This window comes from Bacillus sp. MHSD_36 (assembly GCF_030757775.1).
Classification (GTDB): Bacteria; Bacillota; Bacilli; order Bacillales; family Bacillaceae_G; genus Bacillus_A.
On record NZ_JAVBIS010000004.1, the window covers coordinates 23,992 to 46,443 of the forward strand.

The 22,452-nt window shown below is 35.8% G+C and carries 19 protein-coding genes and 4 tRNA genes; 20 read left to right on the forward strand and 3 right to left on the reverse strand.

Annotation, left to right across the window (positions count from 1 at the left end):
* Positions 1-15: 15 nt before the first annotated feature.
* From Q9B79_RS17360 to Q9B79_RS17440, 17 genes are all read left to right on the forward strand, one after another.
* Positions 16-1,989, forward strand: a complete 1,974-nt coding sequence (locus Q9B79_RS17360; RefSeq protein ID WP_001113895.1) for a DHH family phosphoesterase — start codon at positions 16-18, stop codon at positions 1,987-1,989.
* Positions 1,986-2,432, forward strand: coding sequence for a 50S ribosomal protein L9 (gene rplI, locus Q9B79_RS17365; protein ID WP_000864230.1), 447 nt, complete (start codon positions 1,986-1,988; stop codon positions 2,430-2,432). Before Q9B79_RS17360 ends, rplI begins: the two co-directional genes overlap by 4 nt.
* Positions 2,433-2,459: 27 nt before the next feature.
* Positions 2,460-3,821: a replicative DNA helicase gene (gene dnaB / locus Q9B79_RS17370; protein ID WP_001286244.1), complete on the forward strand. Its 1,362-nt coding sequence runs from the start codon at positions 2,460-2,462 to the stop codon at positions 3,819-3,821.
* Positions 3,822-4,036: 215 nt separating this feature from the next.
* Positions 4,037-5,326 carry an adenylosuccinate synthase gene (locus Q9B79_RS17375; RefSeq protein WP_001977509.1) on the forward strand — a complete coding sequence of 430 codons (1,290 nt, stop codon included), beginning with the start codon at positions 4,037-4,039 and terminating at the stop codon, positions 5,324-5,326.
* A gap of 141 nt (positions 5,327-5,467) precedes the next feature.
* Positions 5,468-5,543: transfer RNA gene (locus Q9B79_RS17380), tRNA-Lys, on the forward strand.
* Positions 5,544-5,556: 13 nt separating this feature from the next.
* Positions 5,557-5,628, forward strand: a tRNA-Glu gene (locus tag Q9B79_RS17385).
* Positions 5,629-5,649: 21 nt separating this feature from the next.
* A tRNA-Asp gene (locus Q9B79_RS17390) sits at positions 5,650-5,725 on the forward strand.
* A 41-nt stretch (positions 5,726-5,766) separates the two neighbouring features.
* Positions 5,767-5,839: transfer RNA gene (locus Q9B79_RS17395), tRNA-Phe, on the forward strand.
* A 435-nt stretch (positions 5,840-6,274) separates the two neighbouring features.
* Positions 6,275-6,982, forward strand: a complete 708-nt coding sequence (walR, locus tag Q9B79_RS17400) for a cell wall metabolism DNA-binding response regulator WalR (RefSeq protein ID WP_000971872.1) — start codon at positions 6,275-6,277, stop codon at positions 6,980-6,982.
* Positions 6,983-6,985: 3 nt separating this feature from the next.
* Positions 6,986-8,827 carry a cell wall metabolism sensor histidine kinase WalK gene (walK, locus tag Q9B79_RS17405; RefSeq protein WP_306186239.1) on the forward strand — a complete coding sequence of 614 codons (1,842 nt, stop codon included), beginning with the start codon at positions 6,986-6,988 and terminating at the stop codon, positions 8,825-8,827.
* Positions 8,824-10,140, forward strand: a complete 1,317-nt coding sequence (locus tag Q9B79_RS17410; RefSeq protein ID WP_306186241.1) for a YycH family regulatory protein — start codon at positions 8,824-8,826, stop codon at positions 10,138-10,140. The genes walK and Q9B79_RS17410 overlap by 4 nt, the downstream gene beginning before the upstream one ends.
* Complete coding sequence (locus Q9B79_RS17415) at positions 10,121-10,963, forward strand: two-component system regulatory protein YycI (RefSeq protein ID WP_306186242.1); 843 nt, start codon at positions 10,121-10,123, stop codon at positions 10,961-10,963. The genes Q9B79_RS17410 and Q9B79_RS17415 overlap by 20 nt, the downstream gene beginning before the upstream one ends.
* Positions 10,947-11,741, forward strand: a complete 795-nt coding sequence (locus Q9B79_RS17420; protein WP_000522836.1) for an MBL fold metallo-hydrolase — start codon at positions 10,947-10,949, stop codon at positions 11,739-11,741. The genes Q9B79_RS17415 and Q9B79_RS17420 overlap by 17 nt, the downstream gene beginning before the upstream one ends.
* Positions 11,742-11,804: 63 nt before the next feature.
* Positions 11,805-12,980, forward strand: a complete 1,176-nt coding sequence (locus Q9B79_RS17425) for a S1C family serine protease (RefSeq protein ID WP_306186243.1) — start codon at positions 11,805-11,807, stop codon at positions 12,978-12,980.
* 53 nt (positions 12,981-13,033) lie between these two features.
* Complete coding sequence (locus Q9B79_RS17430; RefSeq protein ID WP_001052827.1) at positions 13,034-13,219, forward strand: CxxH/CxxC protein; 186 nt, start codon at positions 13,034-13,036, stop codon at positions 13,217-13,219.
* 59 nt (positions 13,220-13,278) lie between these two features.
* Positions 13,279-13,758 (forward strand): 23S rRNA (pseudouridine(1915)-N(3))-methyltransferase RlmH, encoded by a 480-nt coding sequence (gene rlmH / locus Q9B79_RS17435; RefSeq protein ID WP_001027003.1) that lies wholly within the window; start codon positions 13,279-13,281, stop codon positions 13,756-13,758.
* Between the two features lie 137 nt (positions 13,759-13,895).
* On the forward strand, positions 13,896-14,774 hold the full coding sequence (locus tag Q9B79_RS17440) for a radical SAM/SPASM domain-containing protein (RefSeq protein WP_306186245.1): 879 nt from the start codon (positions 13,896-13,898) through the stop codon (positions 14,772-14,774).
* A 187-nt stretch (positions 14,775-14,961) separates the two neighbouring features.
* Here Q9B79_RS17440 and pepF read toward each other — a convergent pair whose 3' ends face one another.
* Both pepF and guaC read right to left on the reverse strand, forming a co-directional pair.
* A complete protein-coding gene (pepF, locus tag Q9B79_RS17445; protein WP_306186246.1) occupies positions 14,962-16,779 on the reverse strand; it encodes an oligoendopeptidase F in 1,818 nt (605 codons plus the stop codon).
* A gap of 137 nt (positions 16,780-16,916) precedes the next feature.
* On the reverse strand, positions 16,917-17,900 hold the full coding sequence (gene guaC / locus Q9B79_RS17450; protein ID WP_306186248.1) for a GMP reductase: 984 nt from the start codon (positions 17,898-17,900) through the stop codon (positions 16,917-16,919).
* 472 nt (positions 17,901-18,372) lie between these two features.
* Between guaC and Q9B79_RS17455 the strand changes: the two genes are divergently transcribed.
* Positions 18,373-19,818 (forward strand): DEAD/DEAH box helicase, encoded by a 1,446-nt coding sequence (locus Q9B79_RS17455; protein WP_306186249.1) that lies wholly within the window; start codon positions 18,373-18,375, stop codon positions 19,816-19,818.
* 43 nt (positions 19,819-19,861) lie between these two features.
* Here Q9B79_RS17455 and Q9B79_RS17460 read toward each other — a convergent pair whose 3' ends face one another.
* Positions 19,862-20,419 carry a DUF1836 domain-containing protein gene (locus tag Q9B79_RS17460; protein WP_306186250.1) on the reverse strand — a complete coding sequence of 186 codons (558 nt, stop codon included), beginning with the start codon at positions 20,417-20,419 and terminating at the stop codon, positions 19,862-19,864.
* A gap of 164 nt (positions 20,420-20,583) precedes the next feature.
* Here Q9B79_RS17460 and trhA point away from each other — a divergent pair, with 164 nt between their 5' ends.
* The gene (gene trhA, locus Q9B79_RS17465; RefSeq protein ID WP_306186251.1) at positions 20,584-21,231 is read left to right on the forward strand and encodes a PAQR family membrane homeostasis protein TrhA; all 648 of its coding nucleotides are present in this window, start codon (positions 20,584-20,586) and stop codon (positions 21,229-21,231) included.
* A gap of 186 nt (positions 21,232-21,417) precedes the next feature.
* Positions 21,418-22,434 (forward strand): UDP-glucose 4-epimerase GalE, encoded by a 1,017-nt coding sequence (gene galE / locus Q9B79_RS17470; protein ID WP_046197944.1) that lies wholly within the window; start codon positions 21,418-21,420, stop codon positions 22,432-22,434.
* The last annotated feature ends 18 nt before the right edge of the window (positions 22,435-22,452 follow it).

Here is a 22,452-nt window from a genome sequence, read left to right on the forward strand (position 1 = left end):
ATAGGAGTTGTATACATGCCTGAATTTTATAAGAAACAGTGGTTTTTATATCCTGTTTACGTATTGGCATTTTTTGTGTTTGTGCTCATTTCAATCCTCTGTTATTTTCATTTAATAATGGGGATAGTCTCCTTCTTTATTTTTTGTATCGTCCTTTTTCTTGTTGTACGATTTGAACTAACCTTTCAAAAGAATTTCGAGAAACATACGACAGATATGATTACAAGGGTAAAGAAAGTAAGTAATGAAGCATTTAACCAGATGCCGATTGGTATTTTGTTATACAATAAGGATTATGGGATTGATTGGGCGAATCCTTATTTATCTTCGTGTCTCGGGCAGCATGCATTAGCTGGATGGCACCTTTATGATGTATCAGAAACGTTACTTCTTTTTATTAAGGGAGAAACTTCCGATGATATAGTCTCTTTAAATAATCGAAAGTTTCGTGTCTTTGTAAGGAAAGAAGAAAAGTTAATTTATTTCTTTGATGTAACGGAACAAACAGAGATTGAAAAGATGTACGAGGATCAACGTACTGTTTTGGCTGTCATTTATTTAGATAATTATGATGAAGTTACACAAGGATTAGATGATCAATTACGTACGAATATAACAAGTCTTGTAACATCAAGACTAAATGAATGGGCCGTTAAGTATGGTGCATATTTAAAACGTGCATCTTCAGAAAGATTCTTCGTTGTGTTAAATGAAAGTATTTTAGCACAGATGGAGAAAGGGAAATTTAGCATTTTAGATCAAGTGCGTGAAGAAACATCTAAAAGGAATATACCACTCACCTTAAGTGTAGGTGTCGGTTCAGGTGATTTACCTTTATCAGAGCTTGGGGCAATGGCTCAGTCCGGCTTAGACCTTGCGCTTGGCCGCGGTGGAGATCAAGTAGCTATTAAGCAAGCAACAGGTAAAGTTAAGTTTTATGGTGGTAAGACAAATCCGGTAGAAAAACGTACTCGTGTACGTGCTAGAGTTATTTCGCACGCATTAAAAGATTTAGTATTAGAAAGTAGTAACGTCATTATAATGGGGCATAGGGCTCCTGATATGGACGCAATTGGCGCTGCGATTGGTATTTTAAAAGTAGCGCAATTAAATGAGCGCAAAGGATATATTGTGCTAGATGAAAATGATTCTGATAAGGGAATTAAGCGTTTAATGGATAAAGTGAAACAAAACGAAGAGTTATGGTCTCACTTTATTACACCAGAACAAGCGATGGAATTTGCAAATGATGATTCATTACTTGTTGTTGTTGATACGCATAAACCTTCAATGGTAATGGAAGAAAAGCTGTTACGCAAGATTGAAAATGTAGTTGTTATTGATCATCATCGCCGAGGAGAAGATTTTATTGAAGATCCATTGCTTGTTTACATGGAGCCTTACGCTTCTTCCACGGCAGAGCTTGTTACAGAATTACTTGAATACCAACCGAAAAATTTAAAAATGACAATGCTAGAAGCAACGGCATTGTTAGCAGGTATTATTGTTGATACGAAAAGCTTTACATTCCGTACGGGTGCTCGTACGTTTGATGCCGCTTCTTATTTACGTTCTCATGGTGCAGATACCGTACTTGTACAAGAGCTTTTAAAAGAAGATATGGATCAGTATTTACGGGTTGCAAAAGCTATTAAAAATGCGTACATTTATACAAATGGAATTGCGATTGCAAAAGTTGATAGTGATGATTACTACGATCAAGTGCTTATTGCGCAATCAGCGGACACATTATTAACAATGACAGGAATTACTGCATCATTTGTTATTGCAAAACGTGGTGAGAATTTCATTGGAATTAGCGGCAGGTCTTTAGGTGAAGTGAATGTGCAGCTAATTATGGAAAACTTAGGTGGTGGTGGGCATTTAACGAATGCAGCCACACAAATGAAAAATGTTACAGTAGATGAAGCTGAGGAGAAGCTTCGATTTGTTATTGATGACTATTTACAGGGAGGCACACAATCATGAAAGTAATTTTTCTAAAAGACGTAAAAGGTAAAGGGAAAAAAGGAGAAGTAAAAAACGTACCAGATGGTTATGCAAATAACTTCTTACTAAAACAAGGATTAGCTGCTGAAGCGACAAATAGCAGTATGAAAACTTTAGAAGCTCAAAAGCGCAAAGAAGAAAAAGATGCAGCAGCAGAGCTTGAAAATGCAAAACAATTAAAAGAAACGTTAGAGAAACTAACTGTAGAATTAAAGGCTAAATCTGGAGAAGGTGGCCGTCTGTTCGGTTCAATCACAAGTAAACAAATCGTAGATGCAATGCAAAAATCACACAAAATTAAACTTGATAAGCGTAAATTTGAAATGGATGATGCAATTCGTGCATTAGGCTATACAAATGTTACTGTGAAATTGCATCCGCAAGTAACAGCAACAGTAAAAGTTCATGTTAGTGAACAATAAAACTAAGGTAAGCAAGGAGGATTGCGTATGAGTGATGTAATGGCTGATCGTACCCCTCCGCATAATATAGAAGCTGAGCAGGCAGTACTAGGTGCTATATTGATTGATCAGGATGCATTAACGTCAGCATCGGAACTATTGGTACCTGACTCATTTTATCGAACGAAACACCAAAAGATTTTCGAAGTCATGCTTGGTTTATCTGATAAGGGGGAGCCGATCGACTTAGTAATGATGACGTCAGCGATGGCTGATCAAGGGTTACTTGAAGAAGTTGGTGGTGTTTCTTACTTAGCAGAATTAGCAGAAGTTGTTCCAACTGCTGCTAACGTAGAGTATTATGCACGAATCATCGCTGAAAAAGCGCTGTTACGTCGTTTAATTCGAACAGCGACTCATATTGTGTCTGATGGATATGAGAGAGAAGATGATGTGGATGGCCTATTAAATGAGGCTGAGAAAAAAATATTAGAAGTATCACATCAAACGAATGCTAAGGCATTCCAAAATATTAAAGACGTTCTTGTAGATGCCTACGATAAAATCGAACTTTTGCATAACCAAAAAGGTGAAGTTACCGGGATACCAACTGGATTTACTGAATTAGATAAGATGACGGCAGGGTTCCAACGAAATGATTTAATCATCGTAGCAGCACGTCCATCGGTAGGGAAAACGGCATTTTCATTAAATATCGCACAAAACGTAGCGACGAAAACGGATGAAAATGTAGCGATTTTTAGTCTAGAGATGGGTGCTGATCAGCTAGTTATGCGTATGCTTTGTGCAGAAGGGAATATCGATGCACAAAGACTTCGTACAGGATCATTAACTTCTGATGATTGGGCAAAATTAACGATGGCGATGGGGAGCCTTTCTAATGCCGGTATTTATATTGATGATACGCCTGGAATTAAGGTGAATGAGATTCGAGCAAAATGTCGTAGATTAAAACAAGAACAGGGTCTTGGTATGATCTTGATTGACTACTTACAGCTTATTCAAGGAAGTGGGAAATCAGGAGAGAACCGTCAGCAGGAAGTATCTGAGATTTCTCGTACACTAAAAGGGATTGCACGTGAATTGCAAGTGCCTGTTATTGCCTTGTCGCAGTTATCTCGTGGTGTAGAATCTCGTCAAGATAAACGTCCGATGATGTCTGATATTCGTGAATCGGGAAGTATTGAGCAGGATGCTGATATTGTAGCCTTCTTATATCGTGAAGATTACTATGACCGAGAAACGGAAAACAAAAATACGATTGAAATTATTATTGCGAAGCAGCGTAACGGTCCAGTAGGCTCAGTAGAGCTTGCATTCGTTAAGGAGTTCAATAAGTTCGTTAACTTAGAACGTCGCTTCGAAGATGGACATGCGCCGCCGGCATAAAGATAGTATAAAAAAGAAACACATTTCTTATAATAAGATGTGTTTCTTTTTTTTTATATAAAAGATAAGGCTTTCATAATGTAAAAATATAATTCTTACGAACGAAAAAGTTTTTTTATAAAAAAATGTTCGCTTTTTGGTTGACTTCTTTTTCCGTTTTGGTACAATTATATTGTTTGAATAGATCGTTTGAAAATTGCGGAGGTGCTTTAATAATGTCTTCAGTAGTAGTTGTAGGAACACAATGGGGCGACGAAGGAAAAGGTAAAATCACTGATTTTCTTTCTGAGCATGCGGAAGTAGTTGCAAGATATCAAGGTGGAAATAACGCAGGACATACAATTGTATTCGGCGGGGTTAAATATAAATTACACTTAATTCCATCTGGTATTTTCTATAAAGAAAAAATTTGTGTAATCGGAAACGGCTTAGTAGTAGATCCGAAAGCGTTACTTGAAGAGTTAAAATACTTACACGATCGTGGTGTAAGTACTGATAATTTACGCGTAAGTAACCGTGCGCACGTTATTTTACCTTATCACTTAAAACAAGATGAGTTAGAAGAAGCAAGTAAAGGTGATGACAAAATCGGTACAACGAAAAAAGGTATCGGTCCTGCATATATGGACAAAGCTGCTCGTATCGGTATCCGTATGGCTGATCTTTTAGACCGTGAAGCATTTAAAGAGAAGCTTGAGCGCAATTTAGCACAAAAAAATCGTTTGTTTGAAAAAATGTACGATACAGAAGGTTTCAGTGTAGAAGAAATTTTCGAAGAGTACTTCGAGTACGGACAACAAATCGCACAATATGTGTGTGATACGTCTGTTGTATTAAATGATGCATTAGATAACAATCACCGTGTATTATTTGAAGGTGCACAAGGTGTTATGCTTGATATCGACCATGGTACGTACCCATTCGTTACATCTTCTAACCCGATTGCCGGTGGTGTAACAGTTGGAACTGGAGTTGGCCCTGCAAAAGTTACTCGCGTTGTAGGTGTATGTAAAGCATATACAAGCCGTGTTGGTGATGGTCCATTCCCTACTGAGCTTCATGATGAAATTGGTCATCAAATTCGTGAAGTTGGTCGTGAGTATGGAACGACAACTGGTCGTCCACGCCGCGTAGGTTGGTTCGATAGCGTTGTTGTAAGACATGCACGTCGTGTTAGTGGTTTAACAGATTTATCATTAAACTCTATCGACGTTCTAACTGGTATTCCAACTCTTAAAATTTGTGTCGCTTACAAATGCGATGGCGAAGTTATCGATGAAGTTCCAGCAAACTTAAACATTTTAGCGAAATGTGAGCCTGTATACGAAGAGCTTCCAGGTTGGACAGAAGATATTACTGGTGTAAGATCATTAGACGAGCTTCCTGAAAATGCACGAAAATACGTAGAACGTGTTTCTGAATTAACAGGAATTCAATTATCTATGTTCTCAGTTGGACCAGATCGTAACCAAACAAATATCGTTCGTAACGTATACGAAGCTTAATTGATATTTTTGAGAAAAAACTCATGTCCGCATGAGTTTTTTCTTATCTTTTATAAAAAAATAAAAAAAGGTATTGCAAAAGATAAAGAAAATATGTTATGATACATCTTGTCGTCACGAAAATATGACGTTGGTGAGTATGAGCCATTAGCTCAGTTGGTAGAGCATCTGACTTTTAATCAGAGGGTCGAAGGTTCGAGTCCTTCATGGCTCACCATTTTATTTTTCGTGGCCCGTTGGTCAAGTGGTTAAGACACCGCCCTTTCACGGCGGTAACACGGGTTCGAATCCCGTACGGGTCATGTTTTTTTATGTTCATTTTTGGTCCCGTGGTGTAGTGGTTAACATGCCTGCCTGTCACGCAGGAGATCGCCGGTTCGACCCCGGTCGGGACCGCCACTTTTGTTTATACCACCATTAGTGGTTTTATATATAGTTTTGGCTCGGTAGCTCAGTCGGTAGAGCAGAGGACTGAAAATCCTCGTGTCGGCGGTTCGATTCCGTCCCGAGCCACTCTCAGGATATTAAGTGGGCCCACTTAATATCCTTTTTATTTGTGTAATTTTACAAAATTGAGTAGTTATTTTAAAATAGAATGAGGAGCCTCTAGCAGTTGAAGCTAGAGGTTTTTCTATAGATCGTATAGGATTCCGTGTAAATGTGGATCATACATGAGTCTGTGAGAATAGAGGAAAAAGTACTTAAGCAAAAGATGCGGTCATATAGGGACATACTATGTAGACATCAATGTGTTTAAGGATATTGACCATATTTTTACCCCACTATTTACTGGGCAGTAAGCCCCCGCCTTAAAATTCAGCGAAAGCAAAGAAGTTAGGTGGGGAGCGGGCTGCCCGTAAAAGCCCAATTGGTGAGGGCTAATAATCAGTGGGTGATGAAGAAAACACCCACCAATTAAAGTTTCACTTTATAAGGAGGAAATAGACGATGATGGGAAAGAAAATTTTAGTAGTTGATGATGAAAAGCCGATTGCGGATATTTTGAAGTTCAACCTAGAAAAAGAAGGTTTTGAAATTGTAATGGCGCATGATGGTGATGAAGCGATTGAAAAAGCGACTGAAGAACAGCCAGATATGGTTTTATTAGATATTATGCTACCAGGTAAGGATGGCTTAGAGGTTTGTCGTGAAATACGTAAAAGCTCAGAAATGCCGATTATTATGCTTACAGCGAAGGACTCTGAAATCGATAAAGTATTAGGACTTGAGCTTGGAGCAGATGATTATGTAACAAAGCCATTTAGTACGAGGGAATTACTTGCTCGCGTGAAGGCGAATTTACGTCGCCATCAACAAGGTGGTGCTGCAGAAAAAGAAGAAAATACGGAAATGGTTATTGGACCAATTGTTATCAATCCGAATGCATATAGTGTAACGAAGCGTGAAGAAAATATTGAACTTACACATCGTGAATTTGAGCTACTACATTATTTAGCAAAACATTTAGGACAAGTTATGACGCGCGAACATTTATTGCAAACAGTTTGGGGTTATGACTACTTTGGAGATGTACGTACAGTGGATGTCACAGTTCGTCGTTTACGTGAAAAAATTGAAGATAATCCAAGTCATCCTACATTAATAGTCACTAGACGTGGAGTAGGGTATTACTTGCGTGACCCAGAGCAGGAATAGTATATGAAGAAAGTCGGTTTTTTTCAATCTATTCATTTAAAATTTGTACTCATATATATGCTATTAATATTGATAGCTATGCAAGTTATTGGGGTATATTTTGTAAGGGAGTTAGAAAAGAGTCTTGTACAAGGCTTTAGAGATTCTTTAACACAACAAACGAACTTATTATCATATAACTTGAAACAAGAGTTTAAAAAGAGTTATACAAAAGCAGAAACAGAGTCAACAGATGAAACGATTAAAACTTCCATTCGAAAATTTGCCTCTGATCGAAAGAAAGATATTCAAGAGGTAAGTGTATTTGATGCGAACAGAAAGCTGCTCGCTATTTCAGATGAGTCAAAGCAAAACAAGGTAAATAGAACATCAACTGATAGAGCTGTTCAGCGGGTATTGGTACAAAAAAAACCAGAAGTGAAAATTGAGAAGGATGGTCGTACAGGTCACCGTGTACAAGTTATGATTACTCCTATTATGGATGATAACAACAAAGATGCACTTGGTGCTATTTACGTTGTTGCATCTATGGAAGATGTTTATAAGCAGATGAAGGATATTAATCAAATTTTTGCGACCGGAACCGTTATTGCATTACTCGTAACAGCTGTACTTGGAATTTTGTTAGCTCAAACGATTACGAGACCAATCTCTGATATGCGAAGACAAGCGATTGAAATGGCGAAAGGAAACTATTCAAGAAAAGTAAAAGTGCATAGCCATGATGAAATTGGACAATTAGCATTATCTTTTAATAATTTATCAAAAAAATTACAACAAGCTCGTTCTTCAACGGAAAGTGAAAGACGTAAATTGTCATCCGTATTATCACATATGACAGATGGAGTAATTGCTACTGACCGAAAAGGGGACATTATTTTATTAAATGATCCTGCGGAAAAGATGCTAAATGTTTCGCGTGAAACGGCGCTCGATCAATCTGTTTTAGAAGTATTAGGGATACAGGAAGAATTTACGCTCGATCATTTATACGAAGAGCCTGATTCCGTTTTATTAGACTTTAGTACGAGAAATGAGCCATATATTTTACGTGCTAGTTTCTCTGTTATTCAAAAAGAGACAGGGAAAGCAAATGGTTTAATAGCCGTATTATATGACGTAACTGAACAAGAGCGTATAGAGAGGGAACGCCGCGAGTTTGTGGCAAACGTTTCCCATGAATTAAGAACGCCATTAACGACGATGCGCAGTTACTTAGAGGCTCTTACGGACGGCGCGTGGCAAGATCCGAATATTGCACCGCAATTTTTAACAGTTACACAAGAAGAAACAGAAAGAATGATTAGACTTGTAAATGCGTTATTGCAACTATCTAAACTCGATAGTACAGAACATCGTTTAATGAAAGAATGGGTCGACTTTACTGACTTCTTTAATAACATTATTGATCGTTTTGAAATGTCTAAAGAGCAAAACGTAAGTTTCAAACGATCTTTCTCTAAAAAATCTCGATTTATTGATATGGATACGGATAAAATTACGCAAGTATTGTATAACATTATTTCGAATGCATTAAAGTATTCACCAGAAGGTGGAACAGTAACATATCGTTTACGTGACCGTGGTGAGTTATTAGAGATTAGTGTAAGCGACCAAGGAATGGGTATTCCGAAAGAGAATGTTGATAAAATCTTTGAACGTTTTTACCGCGTAGATAAAGCACGTTCAAGACAAATGGGTGGTACAGGACTTGGATTAGCAATTGCGAAAGAAATGATTGAGGCACATGGTGGCTCGATTTGGGCGAAGAGTGAGGAAGGAAAAGGGACAACGATTTATTTCACATTGCCAATGGCAGCGGATGAAGAGGACGAATGGGAATGAGTATGGAAAATGTAAAAACAATAGTTTTAATTAACTTAGTTGTAATTAGTCTATTTCTTACTTTTAACTTATGGACGTATGTGCCAGATTCCACGTCTATGCAAAACGCAAAATTTGTACAGGGGAATGAGGGAACTACTCAAACTAAAATCGCTGATGTTGTCCGCCCTACTTCTATCATCGTGCATAAAGATAAAAATCATTACGGGAGCAAAAGAGAGGGAGATATAGAATCAATCTATAGACCTTTGGAAGCAGGGGAATTATATGATTTCAAAGAGATATCGATTGCTAAGGCTGGCTTCCTTTCTTATGTGCATGATGAAGGGAAAATTGAACTTATTTTCCCTACCAACATCCCATTTGATGCAGTTAAATCTATGTTTAGTATGAAAGAAAAAAGTATAGATAAGCCTAAACACTTTAATCGAATTATTCTTGACCCTTCTAGAAGTAGGGATCAAGAAATTAAAATTAATTTTGTTTCCGATGGTGATAACTCTAGAATATATGAAGCAAAATTAAGTGGAGTGTATTTAAAAGATATTGTAAATGCACAAAATCAATTTATAGTATCAGCAAAACCTTATTTTGACTATCAAATTAATGATATGAAAAAGCTATTTTTACCAGATGGAACGACAGAATTAAGTAATATAACATATATTTCATCTAATTTAGCGGTTGATACATTTAAGAATGCTCTTTTTAGTGACCCACGTTATTTAAGCCCTATTATCGAGAAATCGAAAGAAATATTTACAGATGGTATTAGGTCTATGGAGATTGAAAACGATCAGCATATGCTAAGGTATAAAAATTCTTCTGTTTTAAGTGAGAAAAAGCCAGATGATTTAATGCTTTTACAAAAAAGTTTTGATTTTGTAAATGGTCATAGTGGGAGTTTGGATTCATATCGTTTGGACTATATGAATAAAGGACAGACAGTATTCCGCTTACAGGAAGATGGATATCCCGTATTCAATACAGATGGATTAGCTGAATTGAGACAAGTATGGGGATCAGAAGAAGTGATGGAATATGAAAGACCGTTGTTGTCTTTAAATACGAAAGGTGTAGAGCAAAAGGTCACTCTTCCATCAGGTCACGTTGTGATAGCATCCTTAGAAAATAATGCCGCAGTAGATAAAAGATTCATTAAAGACATTGGTATTGGATACAAATTAGCACTAGACGGACAAGTAGCGCGACTACAGCCAATTTGGTATGTGAAGTTTGTTGAAGATGAAGCTGGCAAACAAAAAATATATGAGTGGAGTGAGGGAGGACTAAATGGATTGGGATCGGATTAAAACCATATTTATTGTGACCTTTTTTGTTTTGGACCTCTTTCTCATCTTTCAATTCATTCAAAAGCAAGATAGTAATCAATTGGAGCTTATTGCAGAAACAAAGATAGATCAAGAATTAAAAGCAAACAAAATTACGATGGGTAATTTCCCTAAAGAACCAAAAAAAGAGTCATTTATTAGGGCGGAAAACAAGGCATTTAAAGAAGAAGATGTACAGTCTTTAAAAAATCAAACGGCCCACATACAAAATATGTACAAAATAGAAAGTAAGCTAAAAGAGCCCTTTTTGAATACAAAATCATTATCTAAAGATAAGTATAGTGATTTTTTGAAGAACTATGTATTGGATGGGCAAAAGTATGAGTTTGGTGCGATGAAAGACTCTAAAATTTACTTCTTCCAAAAATATAAAGATAAGCCTATTTTTTATAACGATCAGGCGATGATTGTTGTGGAATTAAATGAAAAAAGTGAACTTGTGTCGTACACGCAAACGATGCTAACTGATTTAAAAGAAATGGGCGAAAGTGAAAAAACGAAACAGCAAGAAATTATTACTGCCCAAACGGCTTTAGAAAACCTATATTTAAAAAATAAAATTCATGGGAATACACATGTAAAAGAAGCGCAAATTGGTTATGCCAACCTTACCGCATCTACTTCTAATAACCAAGTACTCGCTCCAACATGGAATTTAAAAACGGAGCAGAAGCAGGACTTCTTTGTAAATGCAATTGAAGGACAAGTTATGGAGTTAGGTGAAAAGGAAAATCAAGTGGTTGATGAACATACTGGAGTGAGAAAGAATGGGGTTGCATTTTAGTGTACTTGCAAGTGGAAGTACAGGGAATATGCTATATGTAGGAACAGATGAAAAGAAATTACTCGTCGATGCAGGTTTAAGTGGTAAAGCAACAGAGGCTTTATTTAAACAGGCAGAACTAAATATAAATGATGTATCAGGTATTCTTGTAACACATGAACATAGTGATCATATTAAAGGATTAGGTGTATTGGCACGCAAATATGATTTGCCTGTTTATGCAAATGAGAAAACATGGAACGCAATGGAACACTTAATAGGAAATATCCCAACTGAGCAAAAGTTTATTTTCTCAGTTGGTGATGTGAAAACATTTGGTGATATTGAGGTCGAGTCATTTGGGGTGTCTCATGATGCGGCAGAGCCCATGTTCTATGCTTTTCATAACAATAATAGAAAGTTAGCCCTTATTACAGATACAGGATACGTGAGTGACCGTATGAAAGGTGTTATTAAGGGAGCTAATGCTTTCGTATTTGAAAGTAATCATGACGTAGAAATGCTTCGTATGGGACGTTATCCATGGAGTATTAAGCGACGTATTTTAAGTGATGTGGGTCACGTTTGTAATGAGGACGCTGCATTAGCGATGGCAGATGTAATTACAGATGAGACAAAACATATTTATTTAGCCCATTTAAGTTTAGATAATAACATGAAAGAACTAGCACGTATGTCAGTATCACAAGTATTAGAGGAAAAGGGATTTGGAGTGGGAGAAGCCTTTGAAATTCACGATACAGATCCAAAAATGCCGACAAAAATTCAATACGTATAATTCTTCATTTTAGTAAACAATAAAGGTGAATATAGTTGTTTTCAGGAAGATAGGTGAGCAAATATGTCCTTTATTGATGAAGAAAATTATCGTATGAAACGTGCAAGAAAAAAGAAGCATAAAGGTATTGTTATTTCTAGTATAGCAGGAACAATTGTAGGAGCTTCGTTATTTGCATTTGGAGCTCCTTTGTTTTCAAATGATGCAGGCGCGTTTCCACAAGCGGAAGCAAGTGGAAGTAATATGGCCCAAGCGCAAGGAATTAAACAGATTAGCTTTGTGGATGCTGTTGATCGTGCGTCTGAAGCTGTTGTTGGCGTTATTAATATTCAGCGAGATAATTTTTCAGAGGCAGATTCAGAAGCTGGTACAGGATCAGGTGTAATTTATAAAAAGACGGATGGCCAAGCTTACATTGTAACGAATAATCATGTTGTTGCTGGGGCGAATCGTATTGAAGTGAGTTTAAGTGACGGTAAGAAAGTTCCAGGAAAAGTATTAGGAACGGATGTAGTCACAGATTTGGCTGTATTAGAAATAGATGCAAAGCATGTGAAAAAAGTAATTGAAATTGGCGATTCTAATACTGTTCGTAGAGGAGAACCGGTCATTGCGATTGGAAATCCGCTAGGGCTACAATTTTCTGGAACTGTCACACAAGGCATTATTTCGGCTAATGAACGTATTGTCCCTGTAGATTTAGATCAAGATGGACATTATGATTGGCAAGTAGAAGTATTGCAAACAGACGCAGCAATTAATCCAGGTAATAGTGGTGGTGCGCTTGTAAACGCAGCAGGTCAATTAATTGGTATTAACTCAATGAAAATTGCTGCAAAAGAAGTAGAAGGAATTGGACTAGCCATTCCTGTTACTAGAGCTGTTCCTATTATGAATGAATTAGAGAAGTATGGAAAAGTAAGAAGACCATATGTTGGAATTGAACTTAGATCGTTAAATGAGATTCCGAATTATTATTGGTCAAAAACATTACATCTACCAGGCAATGTAACAGAGGGAGTTTGCATTTTAGATGTGAAAAGTCCTTCACCAGGTGCAGATGCTGGTTTACGAGAACATGATGTGATTGTAGCAGTAGATGGAAAACCAGTTCGCGATATTATCGGATTCCGTACGGCCTTATATGATAAAAAAATTAATGATAAAATGACTCTTACATTTTATCGTGGTACAAAACGAGCAACAACAACGGTTAAACTAGGCATTCAAAAGTATTAAAAACAGGAGGGCCTACCTCCTGTTTTCTATTGTAGAAAAGTGAGGTGAAGAATATGAATTTACCTTGTTGTTTAGAACATGTTGAATTAGCTTTAGATATTATTGTGGATGAGTGTGAAGTTGCGCCGGTTATCAACAATGTGGATAACTCGGAAAAAGAGAAAAAAACATGTGAATTTTGTCAAAATGAGGCGACATATGTTGTATCGAACACAGATTCCCACACAATATGTGGGTAACATTTGTGGATATGTGGATAAGTCATGTGGATAACATGTTTGTAAGGTGGGGAATACGTGTGAATATCTCGATTATTTCAATTGGGAAATTAAAAGAAAAATATTTAAAACAAGGTATAGCAGAATACTTAAAACGATTATCGGCATACGCAAAAGTAGAAGTAATTGAATTGCCAGATGAAAAGGCACCAGAAAATTTAAGTGAAGCAGAAATGTTAATTGTAAAAGAAAAAGAAGGCATACGTATACTGGATAAAATTTCTGATGATACGCATGTCATTGCGTTAGCAATAGAAGGAAAACAAAAATCATCAGAAGAATTTGCAGTAAGCTTAGATCGTCTTGCTACATATGGAAAGAGTAAAGTTGCCTTTGTAATTGGTGGATCACTTGGACTAAGTTCAGAAGTAATGAAGCGTTCAAACGAATCTCTTTCTTTTTCAAAGATGACATTACCACACCAATTAATGCGATTAGTATTGCTTGAGCAAGTGTATAGAGCCTTTCGTATTAATCGTGGGGAACCGTATCATAAATAGTAATAGTACCATTCAAACGGCTACAGATGTGGCCGTTTTCTATATTTCCTAAAATAAGTATGTTTCTATTTCTAAAAAAGTATGCTGTAATATGAAGAGGAAAAAGTATAAGTAGTCATAGAAGTGAGGAGTTAAAGGTGAAGAAGTTTAAGAAATTTTACTTGGAGATTACGAGTGTATGTAATCTTGCGTGCAGCTTTTGTCCGCCGACGGAAAGGCAGAAGCAATTCATTTCTGTGGAGGATTTTGCGAAAAGATTAGACCAAATTAAACCACACACAGACTACATTTATTTGCACGTGAAGGGTGAGCCGTTGCTTCATCCGAAAATAGATCAATTGTTAGATTTAAGCCATGAAAAAGGGTTTAAAGTTAATATTACAACGAACGGAACGTTAATTAATAAGAGAAGGCATAGACTGTTAAATAAGCCTGCTTTAAGACAAATGAATTTTTCACTGCATAGTTTTGATGGACACCCAGGTTCACAAGATAAAGAGGGCTATGTAAGAAGTATACTTTCCTTCATTAGAGAGGCAACAAGTCAATCAGATTTAATTGTTTCACTAAGATTATGGAATTTAACGCAGGATAATAAAACGAATGCTGAAATCCAGAAAAATAGAGAGTTATTATCCATCATTGAAAATGAGTTTGGTTTATCTTATCAAATCGAAGAGAAGCTTACACCAGGAAAAGGTATAAAAATTGCGGAACGTGTCTTTATTAATCAAGACTATGAATTCCAGTGGCCAGCATTACATGAAGAAGAGGATGATGGAAGAGGATTCTGTCACGGTCTTCGAAATCAAGCTGGTATTTTAGCGAATGGAACAGTTATTCCTTGTTGTCTAGATGGTGAGGGAATTATTAACCTTGGAAATATTAATACTGACTCATTTTCTAACATTATAGAAGGTGAAAGAGCAACAAACATTGTCGATGGATTTTCGAAAAGGGTTGCAGTTGAAGAGCTATGTAGAAAATGTGGATACCGTAAAAGGTTTGGAAAATAAATATGAAATAAGCCCTCATAAAGCGAGGGCTTATTTTTTATCCCGCATTAACGGGCAGTAAGATCCCCACCTCAAAATTCAGCGGAAGCAAAGAAGTTAGGTAGGGAATCAACTGCCCGTAAAAGCCCGATTGGTTCAACTAATAATCAGTGGGGGATGGACACTCCCCACTGATTAAAGTTTCACTTTATTCTTGATAAGAGCTCTCTAATTCATCAATTAAGGAACCGACGTAAGAAACAGCTTTGCGGATTGCATCTGGTTTTGACATATCTACCCCTGCATGTTTCATTAATTCAAGTGGTTTCATTGTACCACCAGCACGAAGTACATCTAACCAACGATCAACAGCAGGTTGCCCTTCCTCTTTAATCATTTGAGCTACCGCAGTAGATGCCGTAAGGCCTGCGGAATAGGTGTAAGAATATAAGCCCATATAATAATGAGGTTGGCGCATCCAAGTTAAGCCAGCACCTTCGTCAATTTCTACAGAATTCCCCCAGAATGTGGAAATTACATTTGTTTTTATTTCAGTTAAAGTTGTAGCTGTAAGTGCTTCTCCTTTTTCTGCTAGCGTGTATACCCTCCTTTGATATTCTCCCTCAAGTAAGTGAGTAACAAAGTTGTGATAATATGTGCCAAGTAGTTGCAGGATTACCCATCTGCGCATTCTCTTATCGTCATTCGTCGCTAATAAATGCTGGGCTAATAGTAATTCATTCATTGTAGATGGTGCTTCAACGAAGTACATAGATGGACGTACATTCATAATACGCTGGTTTTTATTTGCTAAATAAAAATGACCAGCATGCCCAAATTCATGAGCTAATGTAAAGCAGCCACGCATCGTATTTTGCCATGTAATTAAAATATATGGATGAGAACCATATGGACTTGAACAAAATGCCCCTGTTGATTTCCCTATGTTATCTGCAAGATCGACCCATCTTTCTTTGAATCCTTTTTCGATAATGGAACTATATTCATCCCCGAGTACTTGTAAAGAGTTTTGAATGAGTTTTCCTGCTTCTTCGTAAGTAATTGCTGGATTAAATTCGGGATCTAAAGGTGCGTGTAAGTCGCAGAACAGCATTTCATCGAGTCCTAATACTTTCTTTTTTAAATCTGCAAAACGTCGCATATGAGGCGCTAATTCCTTGTATATAATATCAAGTTGATTGTTATACATTTCAAGTGGAACTTTTTGAGGTTCTAAAAGCATATGAGTAACAGATTTAAATTTGCGTAAGCGAGAAAGTGTCACTTGTTTTTTTACTTCAGTCGCATATGTTGTTGCCACTGTATTCTTATATCGTTTCAAGGTGGAAACAAATGATGAGTATGCTTTCCTACGTATGTCTGCGCTTGGAGAAAACTCATATTTGCTTTCAAATAATGCAAACGATACAGGGAGTTCGTTTCCTTGTTCATCTTGTATGGAGTTAAAATCCATATCGGCTAATTTAGTCATACCGTAAATTTTGTACGGAGAACTATGTACTTCGCCAAGTGCAGCAAGAGCTTCTTCTGTTTCAGGAGAGAGCGTGTGCTGCCTTTTTTGTAGTATGTCTAGTAATGATTTACGGAAAGGTTCAAGTTTGATTTCTTCTGTTAAATATTTTTCAATCATTCCTTCGTCAAATAAGAGGATTTCATTACGGATAAAGGATAGTGCAGTATGTACTTTTGTCCATAAAGCTGCAATTTTGGAGGAGTTTGCTTGAACAACTGGATTTGTACGGTCGGTAGATTCTTTTAAATTTGCGTAGGAGTATAATTTTGTTAACTTCATTTGAAGCTCTTCTTCTAAAAGTAGGCAATGTAATAAAGTAGTGGGGCTAGTGTGTAATTGCCCTTTAAACACATCAAGTTTTTTTACATCGTCTGTTAATACACGTAATGCAGTTTCCCACTCTTTATCAGATTCGTATAAATCAGAGAGGTCCCATGTTAATTCAGTAGGAACTTCTGCGCGAATATGGCGTTTCTCAATTACATCTTTCATATTTTATATCCCCCTTATTATAAGTATATAAAAACATGATACTAGAAAATTCAGTAAAATGAAAATATTTTACATTTCTATATATGAAAAAGAAGGACAAGTATAAAACTGCTTGTCCTTCGAGTTAAATTTAAAAATTAATATACTTTATCACCGTTGAAAATAGAGTTTTTCACGACTACATAATCTACAGTACGAATTGAGTCTAATTTTGTTCCACCAGCGTAAGAGATAGAAGATTGAAGATCTTGTTCCATTTCGATTAAAGTGTCTTCTAAAGAACCTTTATGCTCAACGAACATTTTCTTACCTTCAACGTTTTTCTTTTCGCCTTTTTGGAATTCAGAAGCTGAACCAAAATACTCTTTATAAAGTTTGCCTTCTTTTTCGATTGTTTCCCCTGGAGACTCTTCATGACCAGCGAATAGAGAACCGATCATAACCATAGTCGCCCCAAATCGAATAGATTTAGCTACGTCACCGTGTGTACGAATACCACCGTCAGCGATAATTGGCTTACTTGCAGCTTTTGCACACCAGCGAAGTGCAGCTAGTTGCCAACCGCCAGTTCCAAAGCCTGTTTTAATTTTAGTAATACAAACTTTACCAGGTCCAATACCAACTTTTGTTGCGTCAGCACCAGCGTTTTCTAATTCTCTTACCGCTTCTGGAGTTCCAACGTTTCCAGCGATAACGAAGCTTTCTGGTAAATGTTTTTTAATATGTTGAATCATGTTGATCACAGCATTAGAATGTCCATGCGCAATATCAATCGTGATGTATTCAGGTGTAAGTTGTTCAGTAGCTAATTGCTGTACGAATTCATATTCGTCTTCTTTTACACCAACGCTAATAGAAGCGATTAATCCACGTGATTGCATATCTCTAATGAATGAGATTCGTTTCTCTGGTTGGAAACGATGCATGATATAGAAATAATTGTTTTCAGCTAAGTAAGTTGCGATTCTTTCATCAATAATCGTTTGCATATTTGCAGGTACGACAGGTAATTTAAATTTATGTTTACCTAAAGTGACAGTTGTATCACATTCAGAGCGGCTGTTCACAATACATTTTGCAGGAATTAATTGAATATCTTCATAGTCGAATACGTTTTCCATCATTTACACCCCTAAAATACGAATATTTTATTTTTATTAATAAAAAATGTTCGTCCATAGGATAATTTACATTATTTTCATTAAGAAGTCAAAGGATTTCTTAACATTTTTTAAAAAAGTAGATTTTATATCTGAAAAACAACGTTAAAAACGAATTTAAAATATTTTTTCATTTGTATTGTTCGTTTATAAAAAAGGTTGAATAATTAAGATAATTATACAAGGTTGTATTCTTTTTATTTTTTTGAGTGGATGTAGGATACTATGAAAAGGTTAATGCTAACAATACGAGTAAAAGACGTTATCAAGTAGTTGAACAATATATGAAATGATAAGATTTATTTCTATATAAAAAGATGAATCTGGCATGATTCACCTTTTTATGTGAGGTTTCAAGTATAATAAGTAGGGTGATAGTAACGTATACAAAAGATAAAAATGAAAATAATACAGAATAAAATGAGGTTAATATATGAGTAAAAAAAGTTTTTCTGATTATAAATTAAGTAAGGAAATTGTAAGGGCGCTTACTGGGTTAGGGTATGATCATCCAACAGAAGTACAAGGTGAGGTTATTCCAGTCGCATTACAAAAGAAGGATCTTGTTGTGAAGTCACAAACTGGAAGTGGAAAAACAGCTTCATTTGGTATTCCACTTTGTGAAATGGTGGAGTGGGAAGAGAATAAACCACAAGCATTAGTTTTAACACCAACGAGAGAGCTTGCGGTACAGGTAAAAGAAGATATTACAAATATAGGTCGATTCAAAAGAATCAAGGCTGCGGCAGTTTATGGGAAATCCCCATTTGCACGTCAAAAATTAGAATTAAAGCAAAAGACACATATTGTAGTTGGGACTCCTGGTCGTGTGTTGGATCATATTGAGAAGGGTACCCTTTCTTTAGAGTGTTTGAAGTATTTAGTTATTGATGAAGCAGATGAGATGCTAAATATGGGCTTTATCGATCAAGTAGAGGCAATTATTGATGAATTACCTACAAAAAGAATGACAATGTTATTTTCAGCAACACTCCCAGAAGATGTTGAGAAATTGTCTCGTACATATATGAATTCACCAACTCATATTGAAATTAAAGCGGCTGGTATTACGACGGATAAAATTGAACATACTCTTTTTGAGGTGATAGAAGACGAGAAGCTTTCACTACTTAAAGATGTAACAACGATTGAGAATCCGGATAGTTGTATTATTTTCTGCCGTACACAAGAAAATGTGGATCATGTATATAGACAATTAAACCGAGCTAACTATCCTTGTGACAAAATACATGGTGGTATGGTACAAGAAGATCGTTTTGAAGTCATGGATGATTTTAGAAAAGGAAAATTCCGTTATTTAGTAGCAACAGACGTGGCCGCGAGGGGAATTGATATTGATAATATTACACATGTTATTAATTATGATATTCCACTTGAAAAGGAAAGCTATGTACATCGTACTGGAAGAACGGGACGGGCTGGAAATAGTGGAAAAGCCATTACATTTATAACACCATATGAAAATAGATTTTTAGAAGAGATTGAGAAGTATATTGGCTTTAAAGTTCCAAAGGCAATTGGACCTTCAAAAGAAGAAGTTATGAAAGAGAAAGCTGCATTTGAAGAAAAGATACATGCTAAACCAATTATAAAGAAAGATAAAAATGCAGACATCAATAAAGGTATTATGAAGCTGTACTTTAATGGTGGGAAGAAAAAGAAAATTAGGGCGGTAGATTTCGTCGGTACAATTGCTAAAATTAAAGGTGTTACAGCAGAAGATATAGGCATTATTACGATACAAGATAATGTTTCTTACGTTGAAATATTAAATGGAAAAGGACCCCTTGTCTTGAAAGTCATGAAGACTACAACGATTAAAGGGAAACAACTAAAAGTTCATGAAGCAATTAAGTAAATAAAAAACTATCCACTTTAATAGGTGGATAGTTTTTTATTTATCATTCTTTTAAATCATCCACTAGTTGCTCCGCTAAACGTCTATACATATTACTCATAGTCACGAAGGACGTTAGTAGTAAAAATTTTTCTAGTTTTGTATCTTCTAAGGAAGAAATCTCATTTACTTCTGTAACACGGTTATTTACGTCTTGTTTAAAGCTTTCGATATTGCTTTCAGTAAGAGCAAGATAATTTTTGTATAACGTATTTAATTCGAATGAATCATCATTTAATAATGAGTCATTTATAGTTTCTAATGAACTTTTTATGTCATTAATGGAAAGAGCACCTTTTAATTGATAAATTAGGCTAATTAAAATCATATGCTCTTTTGAATACTTTTTATTTTTGATAGGGATGAATAGTTTCCCTTTTGCGTAATTATTAATCATCGTTTTTGTTAATACTTTTTCATCGTCAGTTCTCGTTGTATCTGCATAAGTATTCTCAAATAGTTGGACAACTTGATCTACATATAAGTCAACATTTGGAATATCCTCAAGTTTAATATTTTTTTCTAAATGCAATGTCTCAAGTAATTCATTTATATTTTCCACGTAGAATCCCTCACTTTTATAACTTAGTGGAACTTAATGTCTAATATATCTTTAAATATGGTATTACGAAACAAATGAATTGTAAATGTTGACCTCAAAAAGAAATATGTATATAATTACATGTAGTTATAGAAACTACATGTAATTATATAAGGGGTGTTATTATGAATACTTATGTAAGGGAACCAGTTAATGCATTTACTCACTTAGGTGGAGCAATATTATCATTTATTGCCTTATTAGCTATGCTTGTGAAAGTTTCTATCAAGATGCCATCATTTGCTGCAATTACAGCTGTTATTTTGTTTGGTATTGGAATGATGGTCCTTTATACGGCGTCAGCTGTATATCATAGTGTTGTGGCCAATGAACGTGTTATTTACTTCTTTAGGAAGCTAGATCATTCTATGATTTTTATATTAATTGCAGGTACATATGCACCCTTTTGCTTAATTACATTAAATTCAGCAAGTGGTTTACTATTATTTTGTTTAGTCTATGCAACTGCGATTTGTGGCATTGTGTTTAAAATGTTTTGGTTTAATTGTCCAAGATGGTTATCGACAGCAATTTATATTACGATGGGTTGGTTAATTGTTTTATTCTTTGCACCGTTAGCTGAGAATTTAAGTGCAGGAGGCATTGTTTTCTTAGTACTTGGGGGCATTTTTTATACAATTGGTGGATTTATTTATGGAACAAAGCCAAAATGGCTAGAGTTTAAATATATGGGACATCATGAAATTTTTCACGTTTTTGTATTATTAGGTAGTCTTGCACATTTTCTAAGTGTATATTGTTACGTAATTTAATAAGAAAAACGCCATATAATAAAAATTATGTGGCGTTTTTCTTATTACTTGCTTGGAATCGTATATGTTATAAAATTATTATGGGATAAAATGTAAGTTTATGTGTTCGCATATTAAACATAGGATAAGAAATATGTGATATACTTTGAGAAGTTTATAATGAATGAAATATGGAGGACTATAATTATGGCAATACTTGTAACAGGTGGAGCAGGATATATTGGTAGTCATACATGTGTAGAATTACTAAATAGTGGTTACGAAATTATAGTAGTTGATAATCTTTCGAATAGCTCGGTAGAATCTATAAATCGAGTGAAAGAAATAACAGGAAAACAATTTAAGTTTTATAAAGAAGATGTTTTAAATCAAGAAGCACTTGACGCAATTTTTGAAGAAAATGCAATCGAAGCAGTTATTCACTTTGCAGGATTTAAAGCTGTAGGGGAATCAGTAGCAATTCCATTAACATATTATCATAACAACATTACGAGCACGTTAGTGCTATGTGAAGTAATGCAGAAACATAATGTAAAGAAGATGATTTTTAGTTCATCTGCAACTGTATATGGTATCCCGGAAACGTCACCGATTACAGAGGAGTTTCCATTAAGTGCAACAAATCCGTATGGTCAAACGAAATTAATGATTGAGCAAATTATGCGTGATGTAGCATTTGCGGATACAGAATGGAGTATCGCGTTACTTCGCTATTTCAACCCATTTGGTGCACATGAAAGTGGACGTATTGGAGAGGATCCAAATGGAATTCCAAATAACTTAATGCCATATGTCACACAAGTGGCAGTAGGTAAGTTAAAAGAATTAAGTGTATTTGGAAATGACTACCCAACGAAAGATGGAACAGGCATCCGTGATTACATACATGTTGTAGACTTAGCAAAAGGTCACGTAAAAGCGCTAGAGAAAGTACTGAATACAACAGGAGTAGATGCTTATAATCTGGGCACAGGTACAGGGTATAGTGTACTAGAGATGGTTGAAGCTTTTGAAAGGGTTTCAGGAAAAAAAGTTCCTTATAAAATTACAGAGCGTCGTCCTGGTGATGTGGCAATATGTTTTGCAGATGCATCAAAAGCAAAACGTGAACTAGGATGGGAAGCAAAACGTGGATTAGAAGAAATGTGTGCAGATTCTTGGAGATGGCAATCAAATAATAAAAATGGCTATTTGGAAGTTTAATATGTAGATACAAAAAAT

Bases quoted from the DNA above. Each gene is read 5' to 3' on its own strand.
- Q9B79_RS17360 (WP_001113895.1), top strand. From the start codon at position 16: ATGCCTGAATTTTATAAGAAACAGTGGTTTTTATATCCTGTTTACGTA.
- rplI (WP_000864230.1), top strand. From the start codon at position 1,986: ATGAAAGTAATTTTTCTAAAAGACGTAAAAGGTAAAGGGAAAAAAGGA.
- dnaB (WP_001286244.1), top strand. From the start codon at position 2,460: ATGAGTGATGTAATGGCTGATCGTACCCCTCCGCATAATATAGAAGCT.
- Q9B79_RS17375 (WP_001977509.1), top strand. From the start codon at position 4,037: ATGTCTTCAGTAGTAGTTGTAGGAACACAATGGGGCGACGAAGGAAAA.
- walR (WP_000971872.1), top strand. From the start codon at position 6,275: ATGATGGGAAAGAAAATTTTAGTAGTTGATGATGAAAAGCCGATTGCG.
- walK (WP_306186239.1), top strand. From the start codon at position 6,986: ATGAAGAAAGTCGGTTTTTTTCAATCTATTCATTTAAAATTTGTACTC.
- Q9B79_RS17410 (WP_306186241.1), top strand. From the start codon at position 8,824: ATGAGTATGGAAAATGTAAAAACAATAGTTTTAATTAACTTAGTTGTA.
- Q9B79_RS17415 (WP_306186242.1), top strand. From the start codon at position 10,121: ATGGATTGGGATCGGATTAAAACCATATTTATTGTGACCTTTTTTGTT.
- Q9B79_RS17420 (WP_000522836.1), top strand. From the start codon at position 10,947: ATGGGGTTGCATTTTAGTGTACTTGCAAGTGGAAGTACAGGGAATATG.
- Q9B79_RS17425 (WP_306186243.1), top strand. From the start codon at position 11,805: ATGTCCTTTATTGATGAAGAAAATTATCGTATGAAACGTGCAAGAAAA.
- Q9B79_RS17430 (WP_001052827.1), top strand. From the start codon at position 13,034: ATGAATTTACCTTGTTGTTTAGAACATGTTGAATTAGCTTTAGATATT.
- pepF (WP_306186246.1), bottom strand. From the start codon at position 16,779: ATGAAAGATGTAATTGAGAAACGCCATATTCGCGCAGAAGTTCCTACT.
- guaC (WP_306186248.1), bottom strand. From the start codon at position 17,900: ATGGAAAACGTATTCGACTATGAAGATATTCAATTAATTCCTGCAAAA.
- Q9B79_RS17455 (WP_306186249.1), top strand. From the start codon at position 18,373: ATGAGTAAAAAAAGTTTTTCTGATTATAAATTAAGTAAGGAAATTGTA.
- trhA (WP_306186251.1), top strand. From the start codon at position 20,584: ATGAATACTTATGTAAGGGAACCAGTTAATGCATTTACTCACTTAGGT.
- galE (WP_046197944.1), top strand. From the start codon at position 21,418: ATGGCAATACTTGTAACAGGTGGAGCAGGATATATTGGTAGTCATACA.